At 67.4% G+C, this 26715-nt stretch carries 24 protein-coding genes; 10 read left to right on the top strand and 14 right to left on the bottom strand.

Annotated elements, in window-relative coordinates:
- Positions 1 to 2: 2 nt before the first annotated feature.
- Positions 3 to 2129, bottom strand: coding sequence for an LGFP repeat-containing protein (locus ORI27_RS18565; protein WP_407666353.1), 2127 nt, complete (start codon positions 2127 to 2129; stop codon positions 3 to 5).
- Positions 2130 to 2348: 219 nt separating this feature from the next.
- Positions 2349 to 3521 carry an acyl-CoA dehydrogenase family protein gene (locus ORI27_RS18560; protein WP_265998370.1) on the bottom strand — a complete coding sequence of 391 codons (1173 nt, stop codon included), beginning with the start codon at positions 3519 to 3521 and terminating at the stop codon, positions 2349 to 2351.
- A 104-nt stretch (positions 3522 to 3625) separates the two neighbouring features.
- Here ORI27_RS18560 and ORI27_RS18555 point away from each other — a divergent pair, with 104 nt between their 5' ends.
- Positions 3626 to 5908, top strand: coding sequence for a molybdopterin-dependent oxidoreductase (locus tag ORI27_RS18555; RefSeq protein WP_265998371.1), 2283 nt, complete (start codon positions 3626 to 3628; stop codon positions 5906 to 5908).
- Positions 5905 to 6414, top strand: a complete 510-nt coding sequence (locus tag ORI27_RS18550) for a hypothetical protein (protein WP_265998372.1) — start codon at positions 5905 to 5907, stop codon at positions 6412 to 6414. Before ORI27_RS18555 ends, ORI27_RS18550 begins: the two co-directional genes overlap by 4 nt.
- Here the strand turns inward: ORI27_RS18550 and ORI27_RS18545 are convergent.
- On the bottom strand, positions 6393 to 7610 hold the full coding sequence (locus ORI27_RS18545; protein WP_265998373.1) for a PE-PPE domain-containing protein: 1218 nt from the start codon (positions 7608 to 7610) through the stop codon (positions 6393 to 6395). The two genes, ORI27_RS18550 and ORI27_RS18545, sit on opposite strands and share 22 nt — an antisense overlap.
- A 58-nt stretch (positions 7611 to 7668) precedes the next feature.
- On the opposite strand from ORI27_RS18545, the gene ORI27_RS18540 reads away from it, so the two are divergent.
- Both ORI27_RS18540 and ORI27_RS18535 read left to right on the top strand, forming a co-directional pair.
- Positions 7669 to 8457 (top strand): hypothetical protein, encoded by a 789-nt coding sequence (locus ORI27_RS18540; RefSeq protein WP_265998374.1) that lies wholly within the window; start codon positions 7669 to 7671, stop codon positions 8455 to 8457.
- Entirely contained in the window at positions 8454 to 9437 is a 984-nt protein-coding gene (locus ORI27_RS18535) for a hypothetical protein (protein WP_265998375.1), read from the top strand. The genes ORI27_RS18540 and ORI27_RS18535 overlap by 4 nt, the downstream gene beginning before the upstream one ends.
- A 10-nt stretch (positions 9438 to 9447) precedes the next feature.
- Here the strand turns inward: ORI27_RS18535 and hflX are convergent, their stop codons facing one another.
- From hflX to ORI27_RS18510, 5 genes are read right to left on the bottom strand one after another with little or no spacing between them, the layout of a single operon-like run.
- Positions 9448 to 10857: a GTPase HflX gene (hflX, locus tag ORI27_RS18530; protein WP_265998376.1), complete on the bottom strand. Its 1410-nt coding sequence runs from the start codon at positions 10855 to 10857 to the stop codon at positions 9448 to 9450.
- Between the two features lie 58 nt (positions 10858 to 10915).
- Positions 10916 to 11785: a diaminopimelate epimerase gene (gene dapF / locus ORI27_RS18525; protein ID WP_265998377.1), complete on the bottom strand. Its 870-nt coding sequence runs from the start codon at positions 11783 to 11785 to the stop codon at positions 10916 to 10918.
- 60 nt (positions 11786 to 11845) lie between these two features.
- The gene (gene miaA / locus ORI27_RS18520; RefSeq protein ID WP_265998467.1) at positions 11846 to 12760 is read right to left on the bottom strand and encodes a tRNA (adenosine(37)-N6)-dimethylallyltransferase MiaA; all 915 of its coding nucleotides are present in this window, start codon (positions 12758 to 12760) and stop codon (positions 11846 to 11848) included.
- Positions 12760 to 13482 (bottom strand): class III extradiol ring-cleavage dioxygenase family protein, encoded by a 723-nt coding sequence (locus ORI27_RS18515; protein ID WP_265998378.1) that lies wholly within the window; start codon positions 13480 to 13482, stop codon positions 12760 to 12762. The genes miaA and ORI27_RS18515 overlap by 1 nt, the downstream gene beginning before the upstream one ends.
- 20 nt (positions 13483 to 13502) lie before the next feature.
- Positions 13503 to 14426 carry a DMT family transporter gene (locus ORI27_RS18510; protein ID WP_265998379.1) on the bottom strand — a complete coding sequence of 308 codons (924 nt, stop codon included), beginning with the start codon at positions 14424 to 14426 and terminating at the stop codon, positions 13503 to 13505.
- 224 nt (positions 14427 to 14650) lie between these two features.
- On the opposite strand from ORI27_RS18510, the gene ORI27_RS18505 reads away from it, so the two are divergent.
- A complete protein-coding gene (locus tag ORI27_RS18505) occupies positions 14651 to 15979 on the top strand; it encodes a DUF349 domain-containing protein (RefSeq protein ID WP_265998380.1) in 1329 nt (442 codons plus the stop codon).
- Positions 15980 to 16052: 73 nt separating this feature from the next.
- On the opposite strand, the gene ORI27_RS18500 is transcribed toward ORI27_RS18505, so the two are convergent.
- Positions 16053 to 16640 (bottom strand): Rv2732c family membrane protein, encoded by a 588-nt coding sequence (locus ORI27_RS18500; protein WP_265998381.1) that lies wholly within the window; start codon positions 16638 to 16640, stop codon positions 16053 to 16055.
- A complete protein-coding gene (gene miaB / locus ORI27_RS18495; RefSeq protein ID WP_407666356.1) occupies positions 16637 to 18172 on the bottom strand; it encodes a tRNA (N6-isopentenyl adenosine(37)-C2)-methylthiotransferase MiaB in 1536 nt (511 codons plus the stop codon). Before miaB ends, ORI27_RS18500 begins: the two co-directional genes overlap by 4 nt.
- Before the next feature lie 129 nt (positions 18173 to 18301).
- On the opposite strand from miaB, the gene ORI27_RS18490 reads away from it, so the two are divergent.
- The 4 genes from ORI27_RS18490 to ORI27_RS18475 are packed head-to-tail and all read left to right on the top strand — an operon-like array spanning position 18302 to position 21416.
- Positions 18302 to 19030 (top strand): amino acid ABC transporter ATP-binding protein, encoded by a 729-nt coding sequence (locus tag ORI27_RS18490; protein ID WP_265998469.1) that lies wholly within the window; start codon positions 18302 to 18304, stop codon positions 19028 to 19030.
- Positions 19031 to 19050: 20 nt separating this feature from the next.
- Positions 19051 to 19863, top strand: a complete 813-nt coding sequence (locus ORI27_RS18485) for a glutamate ABC transporter substrate-binding protein (protein ID WP_265998382.1) — start codon at positions 19051 to 19053, stop codon at positions 19861 to 19863.
- Positions 19864 to 19875: 12 nt separating this feature from the next.
- Entirely contained in the window at positions 19876 to 20556 is a 681-nt protein-coding gene (locus ORI27_RS18480) for an amino acid ABC transporter permease (RefSeq protein WP_265998383.1), read from the top strand.
- The gene (locus ORI27_RS18475) at positions 20553 to 21416 is read left to right on the top strand and encodes an amino acid ABC transporter permease (RefSeq protein ID WP_265998384.1); all 864 of its coding nucleotides are present in this window, start codon (positions 20553 to 20555) and stop codon (positions 21414 to 21416) included. Before ORI27_RS18480 ends, ORI27_RS18475 begins: the two co-directional genes overlap by 4 nt.
- On the opposite strand, the gene ORI27_RS18470 is transcribed toward ORI27_RS18475, so the two are convergent.
- Complete coding sequence (locus ORI27_RS18470) at positions 21413 to 22243, bottom strand: LLM class F420-dependent oxidoreductase (protein ID WP_265998385.1); 831 nt, start codon at positions 22241 to 22243, stop codon at positions 21413 to 21415. The two genes, ORI27_RS18475 and ORI27_RS18470, sit on opposite strands and share 4 nt — an antisense overlap.
- A gap of 209 nt (positions 22244 to 22452) precedes the next feature.
- On the opposite strand from ORI27_RS18470, the gene ORI27_RS18465 reads away from it, so the two are divergent.
- Positions 22453 to 23028, top strand: coding sequence for a DUF305 domain-containing protein (locus ORI27_RS18465; RefSeq protein ID WP_265998386.1), 576 nt, complete (start codon positions 22453 to 22455; stop codon positions 23026 to 23028).
- On the opposite strand, the gene recX is transcribed toward ORI27_RS18465, so the two are convergent.
- The 3 genes from recX to ORI27_RS18450 form a co-directional block, all read right to left on the bottom strand.
- Positions 23029 to 23547 (bottom strand): recombination regulator RecX, encoded by a 519-nt coding sequence (gene recX, locus ORI27_RS18460; protein WP_265998470.1) that lies wholly within the window; start codon positions 23545 to 23547, stop codon positions 23029 to 23031.
- The gene (gene recA, locus ORI27_RS18455) at positions 23516 to 25879 is read right to left on the bottom strand and encodes an intein-containing recombinase RecA (protein ID WP_265998387.1); all 2364 of its coding nucleotides are present in this window, start codon (positions 25877 to 25879) and stop codon (positions 23516 to 23518) included. The genes recX and recA overlap by 32 nt, the downstream gene beginning before the upstream one ends.
- Before the next feature lie 144 nt (positions 25880 to 26023).
- The gene (locus tag ORI27_RS18450; RefSeq protein WP_265998388.1) at positions 26024 to 26713 is read right to left on the bottom strand and encodes an alpha/beta fold hydrolase; all 690 of its coding nucleotides are present in this window, start codon (positions 26711 to 26713) and stop codon (positions 26024 to 26026) included.
- Positions 26714 to 26715: the final 2 nt, after the last annotated feature.

The following is a 26715-nucleotide window of genomic DNA, read 5'->3' as shown; positions in this document are numbered from 1 at the left end:
CCTCACTCGGCCTTCAGGAATCCGTTCGCCTGAGCGAGTTCCTCGCTGGCGAACCACACTTCGGGCACAGTGTGGTCGTAGAGGGCCGAGTCCGGGGTGTAGTAGAGCCCCGAATGGGTGTTGGCCTTGATCACGTAACCCTCCGGTGCCTGATACGGATCGGAGAGCGGGAGGTGAATAGCCGGGCGCGCCGGGGCCGCGCCAGGGTGCACATCGGACTGCAGCACCTCCGCCGTTTCGGTGACCGGTTGCTCGGGCGGAGCCGAATCCTCCGGCTCGACGACTTCTGGCTCGACCAGATCCACCGGCTCAGGCTCGGCGGCGCGGCGGCGGCGCGGCGTTCCGAGTTCGCCCATGTCGAGTCGCCACATCGACTGCGACTCTTCGAGGTTCACCGCCGCGTGGCGCCCCGAATCGCTGGACTGATCGGTGTCGTCGAGCTCCTCGACCTCGGCGTACTCGAGTTCGACTTGGGCATCGACCGCTTCCGGCTCATCGGTTTGGCCGGACAGTGCCGGCTCCTCGGGAATCCGGGTCGGCGTGGTGTCGATGGAATCCTGATCGCCGTCGAAGACGTCCTCGGGACCGGGCATCGACTTGTCGTCGGTCGCCGAGTGCGCCCAGGCGAAGCCGGGTGCCTGGGCGACCTGCGCACCGCCGCCGTCAGGGTATGTCGAGAACCGCGAGGACCCGGACCCACCGGCCGACGCATCGGCGTCACTGGGCCAGTGATCGTCGTCGTAGTCCGAATCGTGGAACTCGTCGTCGACCTCGATATCGGCGCCGCGGCGGCGCTGCAACCAGAGCAGGCCGAGCGCGATCACCGCCACCAGCAGCAACGCCGGAATGATGATCAGCAGCCACCACCAGTGCCAGGTGAAGCCCTTGCCCGACTTCGGTGTCGTCGGGCCGGCCTGCGGTCCGGTCGCATTCGGCACCTCCACGCCCGACAACTCTGCGGCCAGCTCCGCGGGTTTGGTGGTGAACTTGTTGGTGGCCTTGTTCCAGGAGATCTCGCCACCACTGAACTTCTGGGTCACCGTGTCGCCGTCGGTGCTCTGCTCGCCGGTCGGGACACCGAGCTTGCCGGTAGCCCCGCCCAGCTTCGCCCACGCGGCGTTGATCGCGCCGCGCACCACGATGGCACCGTTGTCGGGCGTCCAGAAGATCACCGGCTGGTCGGCGGCACTGAAGGTGCTCACCCGACTGTTGGGCGCGCCCCCGTCGGCCTCGGTCCCGGTCGGCAGACCCAGGTCCCCGGTCGGGCCGCCCTGCTCCTCATACTTCGCCAGGATGGCGCCCGTGACCGCATGTGCGCCTGTCGCCGGCGAGTAGAAGATCTTGCCCCCGGCGTAATCCTGCTCGGCGCCATCGGCCCCGATCGAGCGCTGCGCCCCCTGCCGGGCTCCGAGCGGTCCCGAAAGCCCGCCCGCGGCGCGCCATGCCTGGTTGATCGCTGTCGTGGCATCGGTCGGCACCTCGACGCCGGCCAGATTCTCGGCCAGCTCGGGGGGCACAGTGGTAAACGTCTTGGTGGCGTCGTCGTAGGCGATCTCGCCGCCGGTGAACTTCTGGCTGACCACGCTGCCGTCGAAGGTCTCCTCGCCACTGGGCACGCCCATCGTGCCGGCAGAACCGCCGAGCTTGTCCCAGGCCGCGTTGATGGCGCCACGCACAACCCAAGCGCCGGTGTCGGGCGTCCAGAAGATCGCCGGCTTGTCGCTGGCGCTGAATGTGCTGACCCGGCTGTCCGGACCCACCAGACCCGGCACTTCGTCGATGGTCGGGAACCCGAGGTCTCCATCGGCCGGGCCACCCAGCGCCTCGTACTTGTCCAGGATCGGCCCGAACAGCAGGTGCGCGCCGGTGGCCGGGGTGAAGAAGATCTTGCCGTCGCTGAAGTTCTGGGCGAACCCGTCGCCGACCGCGTAGACGTCGCCGTCCTTGGCGCCTACCGGAGAGCCGTCGCCACCGGCGGCCTGCCAGGCCTGGTCGATGGCATCGCTTGCGTCACTTTCGGGCGTCGCGATCGCCCCGGGCGCCAACAGCAGAGCCGCCGTCGCCGTCGCGACGACGGCCAGCGCCATCCTGCCGACACCTCTACTGAGGCGACTTCCAAGCCAGGTCATGCACTCTCCCCGCGGTTTCGGTCAAGATGCCTTGCCCTTATCCTCCGCGTCAACTGTGCGTCAGCACTTCGCGACACGCGGCATTTCCCTAGATAACCCACCCGTTGGAGGGGGTAAAACTTCGGAAAAGTGGAGCAATAAGTCGCCGCATTCGTCCCGCACACCCACCGAAGGACGCCCGAGACGGACTAAAACCGCAGGTCAAGACGGCAATCCGAATTAGACGCCCAGGCTGCGGCCGATAATCTCCTTCATGATTTCGGTCGTCCCGCCGTAAATCGTCTGAACCCGGGCATCGAGGAACGACCGCGCCACCGGATATTCCCGCATATATCCGTAACCGCCGTGCAGTTGCAGGCAGCGGTCGACGAGATGCACCTGCTTCTCGGTCGCGTACCACTTCGCCATCGACGCCTGCTCGGCCGACAACTGTCCGTCCAGGTGCAGCCGGATGAACTCATCGACCATGATGCGGACCGCCGTCGCCTCGGTGGACAATTCCGCCAGCAGGAAGCGGCTGTTCTGCTGGCTGCCGATCGGTTTGCCGAAAGCCTTGCGTTCCTTGGCGTACTGCAACGTCTGCTCGAGCACGCTCTCCATGCCCGCGGCGGCCATCACCGCGATGTTGAGGCGTTCCTGCGGCAGGTTCTGCATCAGGTAGATGAAGCCCATACCCTCCTCGCCGAGCAGGTTCTCGAACGGAACCTTGACATCGGTGAAGGACAACTCGGCGGTGTCCTGCGCATCCAGGCCGATCTTGTCGAGGTGCCGGCCGCGCTCGAAGCCCTCCATGCCGCGCTCCACCACCAGGAGGGAGAAGCCCTGTGCGCCTTTGTCCGGGTCGGTCTGGGCGACCACGATCACCAGGTCGGCGTTGATGCCGTTGGTGATGAACGTCTTGGAACCGTTGAGGATGTAGTGGTCGTCCTGTTTGACCGCCCGGGTCTTGATGCCCTGCAGGTCGCTGCCGGTACCGGGTTCGGTCATCGCGATGGCGGTGATGTACTCGCCGCTGCAGAACTTGGGCAGCCAACGCTGCTTCTGCTCCTCGGTGGCCAGATGCAGCAGGTACGGCGCGATGATGTCGTTGTGCAGGCCGAACCCGAGCCCGCTGTACCGCCCCGCGGCGGTCTCCTCGGTCAGGATCACGTTGTAGCGGAAGTCCGGGTTGCCCCCGCCGCCGTACTCCTCAGGCACGGCCATCCCGAGAAAGCCCTGCTTACCGGCCTCGAGCCAGACGCCGCGGTCGACGATCTTGTCCTTCTCCCACTGCTCGTGGAACGGCGCCACGTGCCGATCGAGAAATGCCCGGTACGACTCCCGGAACAGGTCGTGCTCGGGCTCGAAGAGGGTTCGCTCGTACTTGACGACGGAGTGCTTCTCGGGGGCCATGACTTCCTTCCCGGCGGCTGCGGAGTTCTGCGACGAGAATAGACCAACCGGATGGTTGGTCGCCTCGCGGGATGTGCCGCCGGCCGGACCATAGAATCCTTGCCATGCCCGGTGCCCGCAGGAGCCTCGCGCACTGGGGCGCCTTCAGCGCATCGCTGGCCGACGGCGAGATCATCGCGGTCGCCCCCATTCCCGGCGACAGCGACCCCTCTCCCCTGCTCGGCAACCTTCCGGGATCACTGCGGCACCGGTCTCGCATCGCGTCGCCCGTCATCCGTCGCGGTTGGTTGCGCGACGGGCCCGGGCCCAGCACGGCACGAGGCGCCGACGAGTTCGTCGCGGTGGGTTGGGAGGAACTCACGGACCTGCTCGCCGACGAACTGCGCCGAGTCGTCGACACCTACGGCAACGAAGCCATCTACGGCGGTTCTTACGGCTGGGCCAGCGCCGGACGCTTCCACCACGCCCAGAGTCAAGTGCACCGTTTCCTCAAAATGCTTGGCGGATACACTTTTTCGCGACACTCCTACAGCTTGGGCGCCACCGGGGTGATCATGCCGCGAGTGGTCGGCACCCATGACGATCTCTTCACGCGATCCACCGACTGGAACGTCATCGTCGCGCACACCGACCTGCTGGTGTGCTTCGGCGGGGTGAACCTCAAGAACACCGGGATCAACCACGGCGGCACCACCGCCCACCCGGCACGCAGCGCACTACAGCGATTCCGCGACAAGGGCGGCGCCATCGTCTCGATCAGCCCGCTGCGCAGCGACGTCGACGGTGACTGCAGGTGGCTGCCGGCCGTGCCCGGTACCGACGTCGCGATCATGCTGGCACTGGCCTACGTGCTGGCCACCGAGGATCTCGCCGATCGCCGGTTCCTCGACACCTACTGCACCGGCTATGAGCGATTCGAACGTTACCTGCTCGGCCAGGACGACGGGGTCCCCAAATCACCGCAGTGGGCCGCGCGGATCTGCGGCCTCGACGCCGTCACCCTCGTCGAGCTAGCGAGAGCGATGGCCACTCAACGCACCATCGTCACCGTCAGCTGGTCTTTGCAGCGTCTGCGCCACGGCGAACAGGCCCCGTGGATGGGCTTGACGCTGGCAGCCATGCTGGGCCAGGTCGGCCTTCCCGGAGGGGGTTTCGGCCACGGATACGGCTCAATGAACGAACCCGGTCTACCACCGGTTCGGGTTCGCCTGCCCGCACTGCCACAGGGGATCAATCCGGTCCGCACCTTCATCCCCGTCGCAGCGATCAGCGACATGCTTCTCCACCCCGGCGACACATTCACCTACAACGGGCGCACGCTGACCTACCCCGATATCAAGTGCGTCTACTGGGCCGGCGGCAATCCCTTTCACCACCACCAGAATCTGACTCGGCTGCGGCACGCGCTGGCCCGTGTCGACACCGTCGTGGTGCACGACCCGTACTGGACACCGATGGCCCGCCACGCCGACATCGTCGTCCCCTCCACTACCGCGTTCGAACGGGACGACTACTCCGGATCGCGCAATGATCCACTCCTGGTGGCGATGCCGGCGTTGGCGCCCCGCTATGCCCAGTCCCGCGACGACTACACGACCTTTGCCGCTCTCGCCGAACGACTGGGCTTCGGCGAGCAGTTCACCGAAGGCCGCACCGCTCGGCAGTGGTTGGTTCACATGTACGAAAAGTGGTCGGCGGAAATCGATTTCGCCGTACCCGACTTCGACCAGTTTTGGTCTGACGGCTTCCTGCGCCTGCCGGTCGAGCCGGGCCTGACGCTGCTGGCTGACTTCCGCGCCGACCCACAGACCTACCCGCTGGCCACTCCGAGCGGGAAGATCGAGATCTTCTCCGACGATATCCACGGCTTCGGCTACCCCGACTGCGCGGGACACCCGCGCTGGTACGAGCCCGTCGAGTGGCTGGGCGGCCCACGTGCCGAACAGTTTCCGCTACACCTGATCGCCAACCAACCCGCGACTCGGCTGCACAGTCAGCTCGATGGTGGCCCGATCAGCCAGAGCGCGAAGATCCAAGGGCGTGAACCGATTCGGATGCATCCCAGTGATGCCGCGGCTCGCGGGCTGGTCGACGGACAGGTGGTGCGGGTGTTCAACGATCGCGGAGCCTGCCTGGCCGGCCTGGTCGTCGACGCGGCCCTGCGCCCCCGGGTGGTCCAGCTCTCGACGGGCGCGTGGTACGACCCAGCCGACCCCGCGGACCCGGATTCGCCGTGCGTACACGGTAATCCGAACGTCCTGACCGACGATGTCGGCACCTCATCCCTGGCACGCGGCTGCACAGGCGCCGCTGTCCTTGTTGAGGTCGAGACGTTCAATGGCCCCCCGCCGCCGGTGCGCGCGTATGAGCCCCCGGTGATCCGATGACCGAGCTCGTCACCGTCACCGAACGGGGACGTGAGCTCGCGTTCAGCTTCGAGGACATAAACCGCTATCACGGCGGCGGTTCACCGGCCGGTGTCGCGACCGCCTTCACCGTGCTCCAGCGGGCTTTTGCGCTGCTCTCACCGCAGGCTCCACCCGCACGGCGCTCGGTGATCATCAGGACCGCGTTTCGCGGACCCGGCGCCCGCGACGGGTTCGAGGCGGTCACCCGTGCGGTCAGCGACGACCGGTTCACCGTCGACCGCACGTTGGTGCGCCCGGACCTGGGCCGGCTGCGCGAGGATTTCGTGTTCTGCATCGGCATCGGGGGCAGCACCGTCACGCTGGCGCTTCGGGACGGCTTCGTCACCGACGAGTTCATCGACCTGGCTCGAACCCAGAACCGCACCGCGCCCCAAGAAGCCCGTTTGGACGATCTCAAAGGCACGCTTGCGCAACAGCTTCTGGCTACGCCTGCCGAACAGATCTACGACACACTGGCCGGATGAGATCTCAGGGCTGTGGGCCTCGGGGCGCTCCTGGCGATGGAGTTCGGCCGGACACGTGCGGGCTTGGCCGGCGCGGGCCTGCTGGCAGGGGCCGAACGGGCGGCGCCGGCGCGAATGGTCGAGGCCCGAACCGACCTGGGACGCTCGCGCGGGCCACCGATTCGCGCACGGGGTGCGACGCGCGTGGCCGCAGTCGGTGGGGAGCTTAACCGCGCCGGCAGCCCGACGAGGCGTCCGTGCGAGAAGTACGGACCGGCATCGGGGGTCAGAGATGAGTAACCCGCGTCGACGACGGGCTTGAGCACGTCAATGGCTCGCTGCGAAACACCGAGCTGCTGTAGCGGCTTGAGAAGCGGCAGAGTAGGCGCAGGGATCAGGTAGGTCGTGGTCGTCCCGCCCAGGGGACTGGTCACCTGAGATACCACGACGGCGTCCGACGGCGTGGCCAAGGCCGTACCGTCGTGGAAGTAGACCGTTCCGAGCAGCGCGTTCGCCACGGCGAGCAGATTCCACGGCCGGTCGGGCGGATCGGCCCAGAAGTCGTACTGATGGACTACGACGCTGACGTCGTATTGGCTGTCGGCCAGGGTCCGCGCGGTGTAGTCCATCAGCGGCACCCAGGTGCCCGGCCGCAGGTAGATATCGGCCAGGCCCAGCTCGGGACCCCCGAACATGGCGAATGACACCAGATCAGCCGCTGGAGCACCGGGAGTCGTTGCCAGATGAGCCAACTCACGATTAACGACGAGGGTTCCCTCCGACAGCCCGGCAACCACGACCGGGTCACCGCCGGCAACCGCGTTCCTTATCTGGTCGTCGAGCGAAACCCGTCCCATGGCGACGGCGTCGTCGACGCCCGGTGCGGCCAGGCTGAAGCTCAGCAAACCGATGCTCGCCGGGTAGTTCACCACCTGGGCCGTACTGCCCGGGAACCAGTTCTCGCCGATCTGATGATTCAACAGGTCGTACGCGGCCAGAATCGACAGAGGCGGCCCGACCGCTTCGCTCGTCCCGAAGAAATACAACCGCCCCACCGGGAGTTGGGCGACGATGTTCGGATAGTAGAGCGGACCCGCGCCGGGCACGGTGATCCGCGTCTGGGCCCGCACGTCCGGGGCCGCAGCAAACCCGATGGCCAACATCGCGGAAATGGTTCCCGCTATCGCGGCCGCCCGCAGCGCTCGTGACAACCCCATCGGACACCCTCCCCCGGATGTGTCGTACCGGCTCAAGGCTCCTCGGGGCCCGAGGGAGATGACAGAGCCTTTCGGCCCCGACCTGCAGGGCATCAGTACCCAATCGGTCGGCCCGTACCGCGGCGCAGTTGGCTACGCTCGCACCGGAGTCAGTCAAGGTGTCTTCAAGAACGGGCGGGCAATGGATCGGATGGCAATCGCGGGACTAGTACTCGCCGTGATGGTCGGCATCCTGGGAGCAGCCGCCTTGATCGCCCGGGCCCGTCGACGGCGGGCTCGATTCGACGCACTCCTCGGCGAGCGCGGCTGGACACGGCTGCGCGAGGGCGACTGCACGACCGTGCGACCCGAGCACGGCGACTGGGAGGTCCGCACCACTCGCTCCTTCGCGGCGCAGCAGTCCCCGCCGTCCACCCACATCGTTGTGAGCACCTGGGCGTCTGCATGGCCCGGTCACCCTGGCGGTGCCGTGCTCGCCGGACCCTCGCCACCGGGCCCGATGCGCGACATGGCGATCGGGCTGATCGGCTCGCTCGATGGTCCGCTGCGTGGCTGGCTGGGGCTGACCCGAGTCGGCGGTGGCGCCCGGCTGCGGCCGCTGAGCTCGGCCGACCCCCGGCTGTTGGTGCTGGCGACCGTCGACGGCGAGGTGCCCGGACTCGCCGGTGTGGCCGACGCCGTCTCGACCTGGTGCGCGCGGTACGGCGGTGAACGGGATCAGCCGGCGGTGACCCTGGACACCGATGGCGTCACGGTGCGGGTACGCAGCGACGCGATGCACTCTCCGGAGCGACTGCTGGCTTTCGTCGAGCTCGGTATGGCCTGCCGTACCGCGCTCGCGGAATGACGTCGATGAACCTGGTCGCCGCGTGGCTGGCCATCGCCGTCGCCACCGCCGCGCTGACTTATCGCTGGCGCGACAAGGCCGTGCGGGTGTGCGCGGTGGCCGTCGGATCAGCGGTGGCGCTGGGCGTCACCTTCTTGCTCACCGGACCCAGCGTCGCGGCGATCTTCGAACGGGCGGCGAAAACCTTCGGCGGCACGGTGATCGCCGTGATCCTGTCGGTCGCGGTGGTGGTGGTGGTGCTTCCCCGCCTGCGAAGCCGGGCGGACCGATGGGCCGCTGCCACCCTGTGCGCGGTGTTGGCCGTCGCCTTCGCCGCGGTCGCAATGATGTTGTGGCGCGTCGCCGACGACGGACTGCAGTTCGCGACATTGCCCGAGATCCGCACCGGCGAGGGCATCTTGGACTGGCGTGCCAGCGCCCCCCGCCACCGGATCTACGGGGTGCTCGTCGAAGGCCGCCTCGGTGAGCGGGCGCCGGGCCAAAGCCGTGACGACGCCACCCTGCTGGCGTCCTATCAGTGCGACAACATCGGACCACCCGCGCCGGCACGGATACAGCCCTGGCTGCCGTCGTCATTCACCCTGCACCTCGCCGACGACTCGCAGGCCTGGGCACAGGGCATCAACTCGGTGCGCCAGGCCTGGGACTGGCCGGCAAGCGGCTACCGACTCGAGGAATGCGGGTTGCGGGCGGGCGATCCGGTGGTGTTCTGGGGCCATCCGGGCGCCACCCACGCCACCGGAAGCGACAAGCAGGAACCGGCGATCAACGAGACCGCACTGATCGCCTACGGCGACATCGCCGCCTTCCGGGCCAGCTTCGGACCCGGAGCCGAGCGCACCGGTCGGGCCACTCTGGCGTTGGCCGGCCTCAACGGTGTGCTGGCGGTGGCGGTCGCGGTGCTCGGAGCGCGGTACTTTCGCCGGCTTCGGCGTGACGGCACTGACGAACCGCCCCGGATCACCTGGTCGTCGGGCTGATCATTCGCGGTTACGTCGCGTATTGGCGCAGACCGGCCGCCAGCGCTGCGGGCACCCGCGCCTTGAGCCGGGTGCCCGCCTCGGTGTGCTCGACAGCGTCGACGTGCCCGTCGCTGTGCAGCCGCGCCACCAGATCACCCCGGTCATAGGGAATCGTCACGTCGACGGTGATCTCCCGCGGTTCGACGAGCTCGCCGAGCCGGGCCCGCAGCCGCGGCAGACCCTCGCCGGTATGCGCCGAGACGAAGACCGCACCCGGCAGCGCACGGCGCAGCTGGGCCAACGTCAGGTCGCTGGCCGCGTCAATCTTGTTGACCACCAACAATTCCGGCGCCGGCGGCGCATGGTGGTCGTTCTGCACCTCACGGATGACCTGACGGACCGCCTCGATCTGGGCCAGCGGGTTGCTGTCCGATCCGTCGACCACGTGCACCAGCAGATCGGCGTCGACGACCTCTTCGAGAGTGGATCGGAACGCTTCGACCAGCTGGGTCGGCAGGTGCCGAACGAATCCCACCGTATCGGTGAGCACGAACGGCCTGCCGTCGTCGAATTCACCACGGCGAGTGGTGGGTTCGAGTGTGGCGAACAGTGCGTTCTGCACCAGCACCCCGGCGCCGGTCAGAGCGTTGAGCAGACTGGACTTGCCGGCGTTGGTGTAGCCGACGATCGCGACAGACGCCACGTCGCTGTGCAGCCGGCGGCTGCGCTGGGTGTCGCGGACCTGTTTCATGTCTTTGATCTCGCGGCGCAGCTTGGACATCCGCTCGCGAATGCGGCGCCGGTCGGTCTCGATCTTCGTTTCACCGGGACCTCGGGTGCCCACACCGCCACCGGCACCGCCCGCGCGGCCACCGGCCTGCCGCGACATCGATTCACCCCAGCCGCGCAGCCTCGGCAGCATGTACTCCATCTGCGCGTAGGCCACCTGCGCCTTGCCCTCCCGGCTGGTGGCGTGCTGGGCGAAGATGTCCAGGATCAGTGCGGTCCGGTCGATGACCTTGACCTTGACCACCTTCTCCAGAGCGTTGAGCTGGGCCGGGCTGAGCTCGCCGTCGCAGATCACGGTATCGGCACCGGTCGCGATCACGATCTGGCGCAGCTCGGCGGCCTTGCCCGAACCGATGTAGGTGGACGGGTCGGGCTTGTCGCGACGCTGGATCAGTCCTTCGAGCACCTCCGAGCCCGCGGTTTCGGCCAATGCGGCCAATTCGGCGAGGCTGGCCTCGGCGTCGGCGGCGTTGCCTTCGGTCCACACCCCCACCAGGACGACCCGCTCCAGCCGGAGCTGGCGGTATTCGACCTCGGAGATGTCGGCGAGTTCGGTGGACAGCCCCGCGACGCGCTTGAGGGCAGAGCGGTCCTCGAGCGCGAGTTCGCCGATGCTGGGGTCGGCCGATGAGAAGTCAGATTTCGTCATGGGTAGTTATCGATGGTGTCACGCCCATCCAACGTCGCGCACCCCAATAACGTGCCGGTCAGTGCTGGGCCGCCCACCACGCGTCGGCCACCTCACCATGCGCCACCAGGACCGACGGCCCACGCAGGAAGCTGGAGGAGTGGGTGACCTCGACGGTGACCTCCCCGCCGGGGATGCGCACCCGCAGCGTGCCCGTGGACGTATCCAGGTGAGCCAGCGCCGCCACCGCGGCGGCCACCGTGCCGGTGCCGCACGACCGCGTCTCGCCGACACCACGCTCGTGAACCCGCATGCTGACGGCGCCATCGCTCGCGATCGTCGCGACCTCGACATTGACACCGTCGGGGAATTGGGTGTGGTCAAAACGCACCGGCGCGGCGACGTCGAGTTCGGCGAGGGCTTTCTCGGAGAGGCCGGGATCCAGGCAGGCCAGGTGCGGATTGCCGACATCTACCCCGATGCCGGTCAGGTGCCGGCCACCGACGGTGGCGGTACCGGTGCCCAGCAGGCTCACCTTGCCCATCTCGACGGTGACTTCGGCATCACACGAGTCGGCATGGTGCACGACCACCGGCCGCGCTCCGGCGAGCGAGCCGACGACGAACTCGTCGCGCTGTTCGAGGCCACTGGCCCGCAGATAGTGCGCGAACACCCGGACCCCGTTGCCGCACATCTGGGCCATCGAGCCGTCGGCATTGCGGTAGTCCATGTACCAGTCGCCGGCGTCGACTCCTTCGGGCAGGCGGTCGAGCACCCCGGCGGCGACGACAGCGCCGGCGGTGCTGACCCGCAGGACGCCGTCGGCACCCAGCCCCTGGCGCCGATCGCACAACGCGGCGACCGCGGCGGGTGCCAGGTCGAGCTGCGCATCCAGGTCGGGCAGCAGCACGAAGTCGTTCTCGGTGCCGTGCCCCTTGGCAAACATCATCGGCGCCGCTCCTTGACCCCGGCTGCACCGGCCCCATCGTCGTCGGCACGGATCACCCGTTCAGGATACGTCCCGCCACCGTGCGATCACCTCGTCGGCGAGCCCGGCGGCCGCACCGTCGAGCCAGTGAACGCGATGGTCACGGCGAAACCACGACCGCTGGCGCCGCACGTAGCGCCGGGTCCCGATGAAAGTGAGCTCGCGGGCCTGCGCGAGTTGCTCGCCGCCGCCACCGGCGTCCAGCGCTGCGATCACCTGGGCGTAGCCGAGCGCGCGGGAAGCGGTCACGCCCTGCCGCAGGCCGCAGTCCAGCAGTCCACGCACCTCGGCGACCAGGCCCGCTTCGAACATGACGTCGGTGCGCCGTTGCAGACGCTCGTCGAGAATGCCTGTCGGCCAATCCAATCCGATGATCACGGTATCCCAGCGCGGGGCCCCGATCCGGGGCGCCGAAGCGGCGAACGGCGCTCCGGTGAGCTCGACCACCTCTAGGGCGCGCACGACCCGGCGGCCGTCGGTGGCCAGGATCGCCGCCGCGGCGGCCGGGTCACGGCGGGCCAGCTCGCGGTGCAGCGCCGCCACCCCGATCTCGGCGAGCTGCTGTTCCCATCGGGCCCGGACCTGCGGGTCGGTGGCCGGAAAGGCCCATTCGTCTAGCAGCGACTGGATGTAGAGCATCGACCCGCCCACGATGACCGGCGGCACGCCGCGGGCGGCGATGGCCTCGACATCGGCGCCGGCGGCGGCCTGATAGCGCGCGACGGTCGCGGTCTCGGCGACGTCGAGCACGTCGAGTTGGTGGTGTGGGATGTCGCGGCGCTCGGCGACGGTGAGCTTGGCGGTGCCGATGTCCATACCACGGTACTGCTGCATCGCGTCGGCGTTCACGATCTCACCGCCGAGACGTTCGGCGACGTCCAGCGCGAGTTCCGATTTCCCGGTGCCGGTCGGCCCGATCACCGCGATCGGCCGCATCACTCGGTCGATCCCCGGGTCGCCGCGCTCGCGCCCGCCGGAACCCACGAACCGACGAAGTACCCGACCCCGTAGGGCGCGCCCCGCGCCAGCTCCTTGGCCGCTCGTGGGCCGGGCTCGGTGAGCCCGGCCAGCACCTGGTAGGCGACCCTGCCGACGACACCACCGCGCAGCCGGGTCAGCGCTGCGACATCCCCGCAGGCCAGGGCGTCGTCAAGGGCAGCCTGGCCGGGCGCGGCGTCCGGGTCGTACCCGCCGGGGGCGGGCGGTGTCAGGGTGTTGGCGCCGTCGGCCACCACCACAACGCCGACCGCGCCGTCGCCGGCGTCGATCTCGGCGCGCAAGGCCCGGCCGATGGCCACCGCCGTTTCGGCGTCGTGGTCGTCGCGGTAGACCCGGACCTGCGCCCGGGCGGACGGGTTGGCCTGCGCCCGCAGCCATCCGGTGAACAGCGCACACAGCGGCAGCGCACTCACCTGCGCGGGTGCATCCGGAGACAAAGCCACCTGGACGTCCACCCCGTACCCGGCGAAGGTTCCCCGGGTGTCGGGGTCAATGATCTGGTCGTTCGGCCCGACGCCGACGGCGATCCAACGGTCGGGCAACTCCGCGGCGGCGGCCACGGCCGCAGAACGGAATTCGACGACCTCGGCTGCGGCCGCACCCGCCAGCTCGGGCACCAGGACGGGGGCCGAGGGCGTCAAGGCGATGGCGGACAACACGCCACACACGGTAGTGGCCGTCAGCCAGGCACAGTCTCGGTGGCGGGTGCGGGCTTCGAGGTGACCTCACCGCGGGCCAACGCGGCCGTGGCGACCACCATCGCCGCGACCGCGACGATCAGTAGGAACCAGCCGGTGTCGCCCGGCCGCAGCGTCTCACCGAGCACGAAGATGCCCAGGATCGAGCCGACGACCGGTTCGGCGACCGTCATCGTCGGCAACGACGCGGCCATCGACCCGGCCCGGAACGAGGATTGCTGCCACATGGTGGCGGCCACTGCCACCACCGCCCAGGCGTACAACTCGGGGCTGATCAGTACGGCCGCGATGCCGTGGTCGATGCGGCCGACGACACCCTTGGTCAGCACCGCGAACAATCCCCACAGGGAGCCCGAGACCAGGGCCAGCAGCACGGCGGCCGCGGGCCTGCCCCGGCTATTTCCCGAGTCGCTTCGCTCCTGCCCTCCGCCCAACACCTTCGCGCCGATGATGCACAGCGCGAGCGCCGGGCCCATGATCGCGATCACCCAGATCCACAACTCGATGCCGGCGCGGGAATGCCCCTCGGTGGGGTTGCCGACGGTGACGATCACCGCCACCGAGGCGGCCAACACCACCGCCCACAGCCATTGGGCGCGGCTGATCCGCCGGTGTGCGAAATAGGCGCTCATCGGCAACGCGAACAGCAGTGAGGTGACCAGTAGGGCCTGGACCAACAGCACCGAACCGAATGCGAGGGCGGCGGCCTGGAACCCGAAGCCCGCGCCCCCGGCCAGGCTCCCCACCCACCAGGTCTTGTCGCGCAACAACCGGGCGAACAGTTCGATGGGACTCACCTGCTGGTCGGTGACCTCGTGGGTCGTGCGCTGCTGGATGACGTCCCCGACCGCGATGAAGAATGCGGCACACAACGCGAACAGGACGGCGATATCCGCCTTCGCCATAACCGATCTCCTCCGCCCTCGAACTCGTCAGCCTGCCCGCCGATCAACACCGTCCGCAACCTCAGACCACTCAACCCGGGGGCAGATGCGGCATCGACCTGGTTCAATACCAACGAGGACGGCCGCCCGCAATCCGACGGGGTCGTCGACCATGCAGCAGTGGCGCCGCGTCGCGCGGCAGATGCGCGGGCTTTCCCCGCGCGGAGGGTAGGTGAGGCGAGTCCATGACCATCGACGAACCCAGTGCCGGCGGACCCCCGAAACCGGCTCCGCGACCGGGACCGCCGCGGCCCACTCCGAAGCCACACCCGCCGGCCGCCGCCCCGGTTGCGGTACCGCCGTCCAGCGACCCGCACCGGTTCGGCCGCGTCGACCGCGACGGCACGGTGTGGCTGATCACGTCGGCCGGCGAACGCTCCATCGGCTCGTGGCAGGCGGGCGACACCGAAGCGGCGTTCGCCCACTTCGGCCGGCGTTTCGAGGATCTGGCCACCGAGGTCACGTTGATGGAGACCCGGCTGGCGTCGGGAACCGGAGACGCCCGCAAGATCAAGGCGGCAGCGGCCACATTGGCCGAAACCTTGCCGACAGCAAGCGTTCTCGGCGATCTCGACGCATTGGCCCAACGGCTGGCAGCGATCCGCGACCACGCCGAAGAAACCGCCGCGGCCGACCGGGCCCGCCGCGAGGAACACCGCGCCGAGCAGACGGCGCGCAAGGAGGCGCTGGCCGCCGAGGCCGAGGAACTGGCCAACGGCTCGACACAGTGGAAGGCCGCCGGCGACCGACTGCGCACGATCCTCGAGGAGTGGCGCACCATCACCGGCTTGGACCGCAAGACCGATGACGCGCTGTGGAAGCGGTATTCGGCGGCTCGTGAAACCTTCAACCGCCGTCGCGGCTCGCATTTCGCCGATCTGGACCGGGAACGCGCCGGCGCCAAACAGGCCAAGGAAAAACTCTGCGTGCGGGCCGAGGAACTCTCCGGATCCACCGACTGGTCGGCGACGGCAACGGCATTTCGCGATCTCCTGGCGCAGTGGAAGGCAGCGGGCCGGGCGGCGCGCGACATCGACGACGCCCTGTGGCATCGGTTCAAGTCCGCTCAGGACACGTTCTTCGCCGCCCGCAACGCGGTGAACGCCGAGCGCGACAGCGAGTTCGCGGCCAACGCCACGGCCAAGGAGGCCCTGCTCGCCGACGCCGAGAGAATCGATACATCCAACCTCGATGCGGCCCGATCGGCGTTGCGGACGATCACCGACAAATGGGATGCGATCGGCAAGGTGCCCCGGGAGCGCTCCGCGGACCTGGAACGCCGGTTGCGAGCGGTGGAGAAGAAGGTGCGCGACGCCGCCGACTCCGGCCGGACCGACCCGCAGGCCCAGGCCCGTGCCGAGCAGTTCCTGGCTCGGGTCGAACAATACGAACGTCAGGCCGAGAAGGCGGAAGCGGCGGGTCGCACCAAAGACGCCGCCGAGGCCAGGGCCAACGCCGAGCAGTGGCGGCAATGGGCCGACGCGGCGGTCGAGGCGCTGGGCAAGAAGCGCTAGACGTCACTCGCCGAGATCGACGTTTTGGCGCTCTGATCTCGCACTTTTCCGGCCAAATGTCGGTTTGGGCGAGTTACTGGTTGTCCTCACCCTCGCGGCGGTCGATGTCCTCCAGCAGGGTTCGCGACTGACTTTCCGCGGCGGCGATCCGGCGCTGCTCCTCGGCGGCCAATTGCACCGCGGTGCGGGTCCACACCACCCGCGCCCAATGGAAGGTCAGCACGATGACCGCGAGCCAGCCCAGCAGCAGCCCGAAGCCCGGACCGGGGTGGCCGTGCGCAGCGGTCTGGCGCGACCAGACGGCCAGCAGTCCGACCGCGCTGGCCAGCGCCGAGCCCGCCAAGGCGATCCAGGCCAATACCCAGCGCCGGGTCAACAGCGCCAGCATCGAGAAACCGACACCGAACACCAGGACCAACCAGGTGAACAGCCGCGACGGCAGGGCGATCCCCACGTTGAGCGCCTTGCTGTCGCCCATCAGCACGTCCACGCCGCGGGCATCACCGGTGTGCGGCAGGATCAGCGACACCAGCAGGACGAACACCAGGATCGCCACCACCATGGCCCGGCCACCGGGCTGGATTTCGCCGGCCACCTTGCGTTCGGCCGCCTCGATCTCGGACCGGTAGGCCTCGGCCCCGTCGTCGTGTCGGCGACTCATCGCGCACATCCCGTCGTCTCCTCGATGCGGGGTCTGCCCACCGGGGGGAGCCCCAAACCGACCGTACGCGGCCGCTCACCAGCGGCGTGGGCATCACCGGCGCGAGTGCGCCGGTAGCCCAGCAGCGGCGCGTCGGCGATCAAGTGGTGCGGGGCCGCGCCGGTCACCGTGGTGGTAATGATGTCGCCGGGCCGCACCGCGGCCTCGCCGGGTGTGAAGTGCACCAGCCGCCCGTCGCGCGCGCGTCCGCTCATCCGTGCGGTGCTGGCGTCCTTACGCCCCTCACCGGTGGCCACCAACAGTTCGACCTCCGTACCGATCTGCGCGGTGTTCTCCTCCAGGGAGATCTGCTCCTGCAGCTCGATGAGACGTTGATAGCGTTCCTGGACAACGGCTTTGGGTAGTTGACCGTCGAGCTCGGCGGCCGGGGTGCCGGGCCGCTTGGAGTATTGGAAGGTGAACGCGGCGGAGAACCGAGCTTGCCGCACCACATCGAGGGTGGCCGCGAAGTCCTCCTCGGTCTCGCCTGGGAAACCGACGATGATGTCGGTGGTGATCGCGGCGTGCGGCATCGCCGCACGCACCCGTTCGATGATGCCGAGGTACTTCTCGGCGCGATAGGACCGGCGCATCGCCCGCAACATGCGGTCGGATCCCGATTGCAGCGGCATGTGCAGGGCCGGGCAGACGTTCGCGGTCTGCGCCATCGCCTCGATGACGTCATCGGTGAACTCGGCTGGGTGCGGCGAGGTGAACCGGACCCGTTCCAACCCGTCGATACGCCCGCACTCGCGCAGCAGCGCGGCGAACGCGCCGCGACCGGCCCGGGTCGTCTTCGACTCGCGCAAGCGCTCGCCGGTCGCGAACGAGACACCGTAGGCGTTCACGTTCTGCCCCAGCAGGGTGATCTCCAGCACGCCCTGGTCGACCAGCGAGCGCACCTCGGCGAGGATCTCGTCGGGGCGGCGGTCCACCTCTTTGCCGCGCAGCGAGGGCACGATGCAGAACGTGCACGTGTTGTTGCAACCCACCGAGATCGAAACCCATGCCGCGTAAGCGGATTCGCGAGCCGCAGGCAGGGCGGAGGGGAATTCCCGCAGCGATTCCGCGATCTCGACCTGCGCCTGCCGGTTGTGCCGCGCCCGGTCGAGCAGCGCCGGCAGGGAGCCGATGTTGTGGGTGCCGAACACGACATCGACCCACGGCGCCTTCTGCAACAGTCCGTCGCGGTCCTTCTGGGCCAGGCAGCCGCCCACCGCAATCTGCATGTCCGGGTCGGCCTGCTTGCGCGGCACCAGATGGCTGAGGTTGCCGTAGAGCTTGTTGTCGGCGTTCTCGCGCACGGCGCAGGTGTTGAACACCACCACGTCGGCATCGGTGCCCTCCGGAGCACGGTGATACCCGGCAGCTTCGAGCAGACCGGCCAGGCGCTCGGAATCGTGCACGTTCATCTGGCAGCCGTAGGTGCGGACCTGATAGCTGCGACCTGCACCGGAACCGGGCAGCTCGCCCGCCGGGTGGTCGTTGGTCAGCACCGATGTCACCCGTCCATCGTACGGAGCCGATGCGGTGCCGGAGAAATCGCGGATCGGTCAACGCTCGGCAAACTGGAGATTACCTGGGTATGGTCTGAACGCATGGGGCGCAACGGCGAGAAGCCGATGATCTCGATCAAAGGCGTCAATAAACATTTCGGCGATCTGCACGTACTCAAGGACATCAACCTCGAGGTCGAGCGCGGTCAGGTGGTCGTGGTGCTCGGCCCGTCAGGTTCGGGCAAGTCCACGTTGTGCCGGACCATCAACCGGCTGGAAACCGTCGATTCGGGCGAGATCACCATCGACGGTGAGCAATTGCCTTCGGAGGGACGCAAACTGGCGCAACTTCGCGCCGACGTGGGCATGGTGTTCCAGTCGTTCAACCTGTTCGCGCACAAGACGATCCTGGAGAACGTCGCGCTGGCGCCGGTGAAGGTGCGCAAGGTCGCCAAGGACAAGGCCCGTGGGAACGCGATGGCGTTGCTGGAACGCGTCGGGGTGGCCAACCAGGCGGACAAATACCCAGCGCAACTGTCCGGCGGGCAGCAACAGCGGGTCGCCATCGCGCGTTCGCTGGCGATGAACCCGAAAGTGATGCTGTTCGACGAACCGACCAGCGCGCTGGACCCGGAGATGATCAACGAAGTGCTCGAGGTGATGACCTCGCTGGCCGGAGAAGGCATGACCATGGTGGTGGTTACCCACGAGATGGGCTTCGCCCGTCGTGCCGCCCATCGGGTGGTGTTCATGGCCGACGGCGCGATCGTCGAGGACACCACACCGGCCGAGTTCTTCGACAATCCCCGCTCCGAGCGGGCCAAAGACTTCCTCGGCAAGATCCTCAACCACTAGGGCGAAAGGAACACCCGATTATGCGTTCTCTCTCATGGCGGCTCGTTGGCGCCGCGGTGCTGGCCGTCGCGCTGCCGTTCAGCGCGGCCGCCTGCGGCGGTGGCGGCAGTGGCGACAAGATCGTCATCGGAACGAAGTTCGACCAGCCCGGTCTGGGTCTGAAGAATCCCGACGGCACGATGAGCGGCTTCGACGTGGACGTCGCCACCTACGTCGCCAACGAGCTCGGCTACCCCGCGGACAAGATCGAGTGGAAGGAAGCCCCGTCGGCCCAGCGGGAGACCCTGATCCAGAACGACCAGGTGAAGTTCATCGCCGCGACCTACTCGATCACCGACTCGCGCAAGGAGAAGGTCACCTTCGCCGGCCCGTACCTGATCACCGGTCAGAGCCTGCTGGTCCGTGCCGACAACACCGACATCACCGGTGCCGAGTCGCTGCAGAACAACAAGAAACTGTGCTCGGTCAGCGGTTCGACGCCGGCCCAGCGGATCAAGGACAAGTATCCGGGCGTGCAGCTGCAGCAGTACGACACCTACTCGGCGTGCATCGAGGCGCTCAAGAACGGTGCGATCGACGCGGTGACCACCGACGAAACCATCCTCGCCGGCTATGCCGCTCAGCAGCCCGGCGTGTTCAAGATCGTCGGCAAGCCGTTCTCCGAGGAGCGGTACGGGATCGGGCTGAAGAAGGGTGACACCGAGCTGTGCACCAAGGTCACCGACGCGCTCAAGAAGATGGAAGCCGACGGAGCCTGGAAGGCGGCGTTCGAGAAGAACCTCGGCCCGGCCGGTATCCCCGTTCCCGAGCCGCCGGCACTCGACGCCTGCTGAGACCACACCGACGTGGAGATCTTCACCGAGTATCGCGACCAGATCTTCGAGGCGTTCTGGACCACGATTCAGCTCACCGTGTTCTCCGCGATCGGAGCGCTGATCCTCGGCACGGTGCTGGCCGCGATGCGGCTGGCACCGGTGCCGATGCTCAACTGGTTGGGCACCAGCTACGTCAACGTGGTGCGCAACACCCCGCTGACGCTGATCATCCTGTTCTGTTCGTTCGGGTTGGCGCAGACGCTGGGCATAACGCTGGTGGATTCGAATTCGCCGACGTCTATCGCGGACAGCAACTTTCGGCTGGCGGTTCTCGGATTGACGGTCTACACCGCGTCGTTCGTGTGTGAGACGGTGCGGTCCGGGGTGAACACCGTGCCGTTGGGGCAGGCCGAGGCGGCCCGCTCGCTGGGCTTCACGTTCGGTCAGAACCTGCGAGTAATTCTGCTGCCCCAGGCATTTCGGTCGGTGATCATCCCGCTCGGCTCGGTGTTGATCGCGTTGACCAAGAACACCACGATCGCCTCGGCGATCGGAGTGGCCGAGGCGGCGTTGTTGATGAAGGAGATGATCGAGAACACCGCGGCGCTGATGACGGTGGGGTCCATTTTCGCGCTGGGCTTCCTGATCCTGACGCTGCCGCTGGGCTTGGTGTTCGGGTGGCTGGGTAAGCGGATGGCGGTGGCGAGGTGAGTACGGCCTCAGTCCTGTTCGACGCGCCCGGCCCACGGGCGCGGGTTCGCAACCGGGTCGTCTCGGTGGTGACCGTTGTCGTTGCCGCGCTGGTGCTCTGGGCGATCGTCGCCAAGCTGGCCAGCAAGGGCCAGCTGACATCGGCGAAGTGGGAGCCGTTCCTGACGGCCAACCTGTGGAAGACCTACGTGCTGCCCGGGATCGAGGGCACGCTGACCGCGGCGGCCCTGTCGATCGTGCTCGCCCTGATCCTGGGCTTCCTGCTCGGGGTGGGACGGCTGTCGCACGTCGGCTTCATCCGCTGGCCGTCGGCGGTGATCGTGGAGTTCTTCCGCGCCGTTCCGGTGCTGATCATGATGATCTTCGCGTACTTCCTCTACGCGCTCTACGACACCTTCCCATCCAAACATCTGGCACTGGCCGGCGTGGTGACCGGCCTGACTCTCTACAACGGCGCGGTGATCGCCGAGATCGTCCGCGCCGGTGTCGGAGCGCTGCCCCGTGGTCAGCAGGAGGCGGCATCCGCGCTGGGTCTGCGCTGGGGACAGACGATGCGCACGATCCTGCTGCCGCAGGCGATCACCTCGATGCTGCCGGTCTTGGTGTCGCAACTGGTGGTGGTGCTCAAGGACACCGCGATCGGTTACCAGATCACCTTCGTCGAGATGGTCCGCCAGGGCACCGTGGTCGGGTCGTCCTACGGCAACTACGTTCCCGCCTTGATCGTCATCGCCGTGTTGATGATCAGCGCCAACTTCGCGCTGTCGGTGGCGGCGACGCGACTGGAACGGCGGTTGCGACGGTCCAAGCGTGGGGGTAGTCCTATGCAGGCGGAAGCGACTTTGGAGCCCGGCGACTAGGCGTCGCGTAGCCCCGCACACCGCTGCACCAATTCCGCGGACGGCGGCTGATAGAAGCTCAATACCGCGTGCTCACAGCCCAGGTCGGCGAACCGCGGCAGCAGATCGAGCTGAGTGGCGACCTGCTGGGGTTCGCGCGGGTGCAGGAACAGCTGCACCGATCGGCGGATCTCGCCCGGGTCGCGGCCAACCTCGGCGCAGACCTCGGTGAGCCGCAGGTTCACCTCTCCCCACTGCTGCGGGCCTTCGTGGCTGGGCATGTTCCACTCGTCGGCGTGCCGGGCGATGACCCGCAGCATCTTGGGCTGGGACCCGCCGACGACGATCGGCGGGTGCGGCCGCTGCAGCGGCTTGGGTTCGCAGATGGCCTCGCGCAGCGTATAGAACCGGCCCTCGAAGTCGACCGATTCCTCGGTCCACAGCCGGCGGATCACGGTAAGCGCTTCGTCGAGCATCGCGACTCGTTCTCCGGCGCTGGGAAATTCGATGCCGTAGCCGCGATGCTCGGCCTCGTGCCAGCCCGCGCCGATGCCGAAATCGAGCCGTCCACCGCTGATGTGGTCCACGGTCACCGCCATCTTGGCCAGGATCGCCGGATTGCGATAGGTCACACCGGTGACCATGCAGCCGACCCTGGCCCGGCGGATCACCACAGCCATCGCGGCCAGCGTGGTCCAGCCCTCGTGCGTCGGTTTGGTGTCCTCGACCAGACCGTAGAAGTGGTCGTAGTTCCAGATCGCCTCGAAGCCGAGATCGTCGGCAGTGCGCCAGAAGTTCTCCAGTGCGGGGTAGTCGAAGGTGGGCGCGAGCTTGGCCGATATCCGCATGCCGAGATCGTATGTGGCACGCCTCGCCCACAGCACCCGACGAGTGTCAGTCCGTCGCCCGGACCAGTTTCGGCGATCTGTTGCGATCCTGAATTCGCAGGTCAGGCCAGTCCGAGTGGCTCATCACACGGGTTATGCGGGATTACATACTGGACGCGAGGGATATCCGCAGTCAGCGGGGGTACCCGTCGTAGCGGAAGGAGAACCACATGCGCAGGCAGCTTGCCAAGACCAGCGCGGGCGTCATCGTCGCGCTCGGCCTACTCGCCGGATGTTCCATTCATCAGGCGGCGACCGACCAGGTGACTCCGGCCCGCCCACCCGGTTACGAGGCCCACAACACCGCCGACGTCGCATTCGTCCAGCAGATGATTCCTCTGCAGGAGCGAGCGATCGCGTTGAGTGACGCCCTACTGACCAAGCCGGGCGTCAACCCGTACGTCACTGACCTGGCCACTTCCATCAAGAGCATCGACGGCCCGGAGATCACCCAGATGCAGGGCTGGCTTACCGGTTGGGGAAATCCCGACGGGGTGGTCAACGGCGGTGGGGTGGCCGAAATGGCGTCAGACCCATCCCCTGCCGACATCGAAGGCGCCGACCCCAGTCGGGCCGCCACGCTGTTCCTCCGGCAGATGATCACCAACCGGGAGCGCGCACTGGCACTCAGCAAGGCCGAGATCGATGCGGGCGAGTACCGGGTGACGGTTGCGGTGGCACGTGCCAATCAGGTCACCCAGCAACGGCAGATCACGACCATGAAGAGTCTGCTGGGTTCGCCGTGATCAGACCCGCCGGCGCTCTCGCTCCGCGGCCAGCCCCTCGCTGACCACCGCCACGGCCATGCTCTGGCCGTAGCCGCGCCGGGCCAGCATGCCAACCAGCCTGCGCATCACCTTGGTGTCGTCGGCATCGGCCAGCGCCTCCCGGCGCAGCTTCTGCTCCACCAGCTGCTCGGCGCGTTGCCGTTCGGCGCCGGCGTCGATCCCGTCCAGCGCCGCGGCGATCACGTCGTCGTCGACACCCTTGGTCCGCAACTCGGCAGCCAAGGCGCGCTTACCTTTTCCGGCCCGCGCCCGTCGAGACCGAACCCACTGCTCGGCGAAATCGGCGTCATCGATCAGGCCGACGGCGACCAGCCGATTCAGCACCGTGGCGGTGACCCCATCGGGGTATCCCCGCTTGGCCAGCTGGCCGGCCAGCTCGGATCGGGTCCGGGACCGCGCGGTGAGCAGGCGCAGGCACAACGCGTGCGCCTGCTCTTCGCGGCTCTCAGAAATCGACTGGGGCGGGCAGGACGTCATCGACGAGTTCATCGGTCATCACCGCACCGATCCCGAGCTTCTCTTTGATCTTCTTCTCGACCTCGTTGGCCACGTCAGGGTTCTCGAGCAGGAAGTTGCGGGCGTTCTCCTTGCCCTGCCCGAGCTGCTCGCCCTCGTAGGTGAACCACGACCCGGACTTGCGGATGAAGCCCTGCTCCACGCCCATGTCGATGAGCGAGCCCTCCTTGGAGATTCCCTTGCCGTAGAGGATGTCGAACTCGGCCTGCTTGAAGGGGGGCGAGCAGTTGTGCACGACAACCCCTTCCGCCACGAGGTTGTGCAGTTCCTCGACCTCGAGATCGAATGTCCGTGCCCGCCGCGTCGGCAGCACTTCCCGAATCACCGAGTACCGGAGTTCTTCCGCCAGCACCTCATGCAGGAACTTGTCATCTAAGGCGTCCGCGAGCGCCTGCACGTGATCCCGACGAAGACGGCTGGCACCCAGGACCTGCTTCATTCCGCCACGCGGGTCGCCGGCCCCAACACCGACCATAGCTGCAGCCTCCTGCGCCGTGATGCCACGCTCGCCAAGATAATTGAGCACGGCGTCGGCGACCTCCGCAGACAAATACGTCGCCTGCGATCCACGCCGCCGCCCTCGCATGGCTTCTGGAATCGCCTCGGCGAGGGCGATTCCACGCGGCCCCCACATGGGAACTGATTCCGCGAATGCCGTGACGTTCTCCATGCCCGAGACTCGGACCTCGAACATCTGGCGCTTGCTTTGAACCCGTCGACCGTTGACGATACTCGGCCGCTTCTGGGTCGGATCGTAATCTCGAACTGTGCTCACAATCCCGAATCGCAGTAGCAGCCAATGAATCTGGTGTGCTAGCTGTTCAGAGGTCGTCGAGTATCCGACCCGAAGCGCCCCGGTCTGTTCCCGGCTCACCCAGCCGTCGCTCTCGAACAGGCCGAAGAGCAGATTGCCGGCGACATCGGCAGCGATATCTGGCTCGAAGAACCAGTTCGGAATCGTCTTCTCCCACGCGAGCTTGCCGTGGATTCCGGCACGCCGACAAAGGTCCAAAACACCGTTGCGCTCACCGGGTCGATGGGCGATCGCAAGCGACATACGCCCCTGCGGATGGGCCGCACAACCAAGCGTCGCCGCGATTCGTGTCACGTCATCCATAAGTGCCTGCTGGACGTTGATGAAATTGATCGGAGTTTTACCACCTACATAGCCGTCCCCAATCAGGTAGCCGAGCAGCCGTGCTTCATCCGCCGAAATCGGCGCACTGTCACCGAATCCCTCGAAGCGCCGCGGTTGCGCTACCCGGTCTCCCTTGCGGAGTTCCCCGGCCCGACGCCAGCCGTATTCGGTCAGTACCTTGTGATCGGGTGTCGCCCACACGGTTGCACCACCAGCGATCCGCAACCCGATCACATCCTGCGTCCCTTGGTCGAACCAGGACACCACGGGCCGCGCATGCAGCGTCCCGTCCTTGGCTGCGGCCACAACATGGATTTGTTTCCGCTCATCGACAACATCCTCGATACGGTGCGTAGTGCCGGTGACGGGATCGAAGATCCGAGTTCCCTCTGCGAGGCACTTGTTCTTGACCACCTTGCAGCGAGTGCGGTTGCCCACCGCGTCGGTGCCGTCCTTGAGCGTCTCGATGCGACGCACGTCCAGGCGAACCGAAGCATAGAACTTCAAAGCCTTACCGCCCGTGGTCGTTTCGGGTGAGCCGAACATCACTCCGATTTTCTCGCGCAGCTGGTTGATGAAGATCGCGGTGGTACCCGAGTTGTTCAGCGCACCGGTCATCTTGCGCAGCGCCTGGCTCATCAACCGGGCCTGCAGGCCGACGTGACTGTCGCCCATCTCGCCTTCGATCTCGGCGCGCGGCACCAGGGCGGCCACCGAGTCGATGACGATGAGGTCGATGGCGCCCGACCGCACCAGCATGTCGGCGATCTCGAGCGCCTGCTCACCGGTGTCAGGCTGGCTGACCAGCAGTGCGTCGGTATCCACGCCGAGCTTCTTGGCGTAGTCCGGGTCCAGCGCGTGCTCGGCGTCGATAAAGGCCGCGATACCGCCGGCAGCCTGTGCGTTGGCCACCGCGTGCAGCGCGACGGTGGTCTTACCCGAGGATTCCGGGCCGTAGATCTCGACGACGCGGCCGCGCGGCAGGCCGCCGATGCCCAGTGCCACGTCCAGAGCGATGGATCCGGTCGGGATGACCGAGATCGGCTGGCGCACCTCATCGCCAAGGCGCATCACCGAGCCTTTGCCGAAGTTCTTGTCGATTTGCGCGAGCGCCAGCTCGAGGGCCTTCTCGCGATCAGGTGCCTGCGGAGCCATGGTGATACCTCTTCCGGTAGTCGTCTGCTGACCGTGTTGGTCAATTGGCCGTGACGCTAAAGGAGGCCTCTGACAAGAACTCGGTCCAACGTCGACCACCATAGCGAACAGGTGTTCGAAAGCAAGCAAGGCGCGCCGCGCGTGTCAAACAAGCCGATGCAAGGCGTCGGCCAGAACTGCCGGCCGGGAGTAGAACGGCGAATGACCCCCGGGAAGCTCCACCAGCTCCGCACCGAGTCGCTCCGTCGCCACCCGCCTCGACCAGGCCGGATCGATCATGCGGTCATCAGCGCACGCGATGTAGGTCGCCGGCACCGACGGAAGCCGGTCGAACGTACAGCGCTGTGTCATCGGCTTGCCGGCCTGCATCCGCAGCCGGGGTATCGCCGCCTCGACGACGTCGTCGTCGCAATCCGAGTAGAACAACGATCGCGCCAGGTCAAGGTCCACCCACCGGGTGCCACCGTCCACCTTGACCAGCCCGGCCGGGTACGCCGGATTGAGGATGTGCTGCTCGCGGTTCAGTTCGGCGAAGGTCCGACCGGGCTCGGCCACCACACCGCACAGGTACACCTGGCGGCGAAGCGGGCAGCGGTCGGCGATCCAGGGCAACGCGTAGCTGCCCAGCGAATGGCCGACGGCCACGACGTCCTGGTCGTTCTCGTCCAGGGCGGCGGCGAAGGTCGCGGCGTGGTCTTCGAACGTTGCCGTCGGATCATCGAACCGCACGTCCACCGCGACCGCCCGGTGTCCGCGCCGCTCCAGCTCGGGCGCCAAGCGTTCCCAGCACCACGGCCCATGCCAGGCCCCGTGAATCAGGGCGAAGGTACTCACCT

The sequence above is a fragment of the Mycobacterium pinniadriaticum genome, assembly GCF_026242045.1.
GTDB lineage: Bacteria > Actinomycetota > Actinomycetes > Mycobacteriales > Mycobacteriaceae > Mycobacterium > Mycobacterium pinniadriaticum.
The sequence above is the reverse complement of the archived record's forward strand: the minus strand, read 5'-3'. Positions and strand labels throughout refer to the sequence as shown.

What these genes read in the sequence shown, in the direction of transcription:
- ORI27_RS18565 (WP_407666353.1), bottom strand. Translation starts at nt 2,129, where the DNA reads ATGACCTGGCTTGGAAGTCGCCTCAGTAGAGGTGTCGGCAGGATGGCG.
- ORI27_RS18560 (WP_265998370.1), bottom strand. Translation starts at nt 3,521, where the DNA reads ATGGCCCCCGAGAAGCACTCCGTCGTCAAGTACGAGCGAACCCTCTTC.
- ORI27_RS18555 (WP_265998371.1), top strand. Translation starts at nt 3,626, where the DNA reads ATGCCCGGTGCCCGCAGGAGCCTCGCGCACTGGGGCGCCTTCAGCGCA.
- ORI27_RS18550 (WP_265998372.1), top strand. Translation starts at nt 5,905, where the DNA reads ATGACCGAGCTCGTCACCGTCACCGAACGGGGACGTGAGCTCGCGTTC.
- ORI27_RS18545 (WP_265998373.1), bottom strand. Translation starts at nt 7,610, where the DNA reads ATGGGGTTGTCACGAGCGCTGCGGGCGGCCGCGATAGCGGGAACCATT.
- ORI27_RS18540 (WP_265998374.1), top strand. Translation starts at nt 7,669, where the DNA reads ATGACAGAGCCTTTCGGCCCCGACCTGCAGGGCATCAGTACCCAATCG.
- ORI27_RS18535 (WP_265998375.1), top strand. Translation starts at nt 8,454, where the DNA reads ATGACGTCGATGAACCTGGTCGCCGCGTGGCTGGCCATCGCCGTCGCC.
- hflX (WP_265998376.1), bottom strand. Translation starts at nt 10,857, where the DNA reads ATGACGAAATCTGACTTCTCATCGGCCGACCCCAGCATCGGCGAACTC.
- dapF (WP_265998377.1), bottom strand. Translation starts at nt 11,785, where the DNA reads ATGATGTTTGCCAAGGGGCACGGCACCGAGAACGACTTCGTGCTGCTG.
- miaA (WP_265998467.1), bottom strand. Translation starts at nt 12,760, where the DNA reads ATGCGGCCGATCGCGGTGATCGGGCCGACCGGCACCGGGAAATCGGAA.
- ORI27_RS18510 (WP_265998379.1), bottom strand. Translation starts at nt 14,426, where the DNA reads ATGGCGAAGGCGGATATCGCCGTCCTGTTCGCGTTGTGTGCCGCATTC.
- ORI27_RS18505 (WP_265998380.1), top strand. Translation starts at nt 14,651, where the DNA reads ATGACCATCGACGAACCCAGTGCCGGCGGACCCCCGAAACCGGCTCCG.
- ORI27_RS18500 (WP_265998381.1), bottom strand. Translation starts at nt 16,640, where the DNA reads ATGAGTCGCCGACACGACGACGGGGCCGAGGCCTACCGGTCCGAGATC.
- ORI27_RS18490 (WP_265998469.1), top strand. Translation starts at nt 18,302, where the DNA reads ATGATCTCGATCAAAGGCGTCAATAAACATTTCGGCGATCTGCACGTA.
- ORI27_RS18485 (WP_265998382.1), top strand. Translation starts at nt 19,051, where the DNA reads ATGCGTTCTCTCTCATGGCGGCTCGTTGGCGCCGCGGTGCTGGCCGTC.
- ORI27_RS18470 (WP_265998385.1), bottom strand. Translation starts at nt 22,243, where the DNA reads ATGCGGATATCGGCCAAGCTCGCGCCCACCTTCGACTACCCCGCACTG.
- ORI27_RS18465 (WP_265998386.1), top strand. Translation starts at nt 22,453, where the DNA reads ATGCGCAGGCAGCTTGCCAAGACCAGCGCGGGCGTCATCGTCGCGCTC.
- recX (WP_265998470.1), bottom strand. Translation starts at nt 23,547, where the DNA reads ATGACGTCCTGCCCGCCCCAGTCGATTTCTGAGAGCCGCGAAGAGCAG.
- recA (WP_265998387.1), bottom strand. Translation starts at nt 25,879, where the DNA reads ATGGCTCCGCAGGCACCTGATCGCGAGAAGGCCCTCGAGCTGGCGCTC.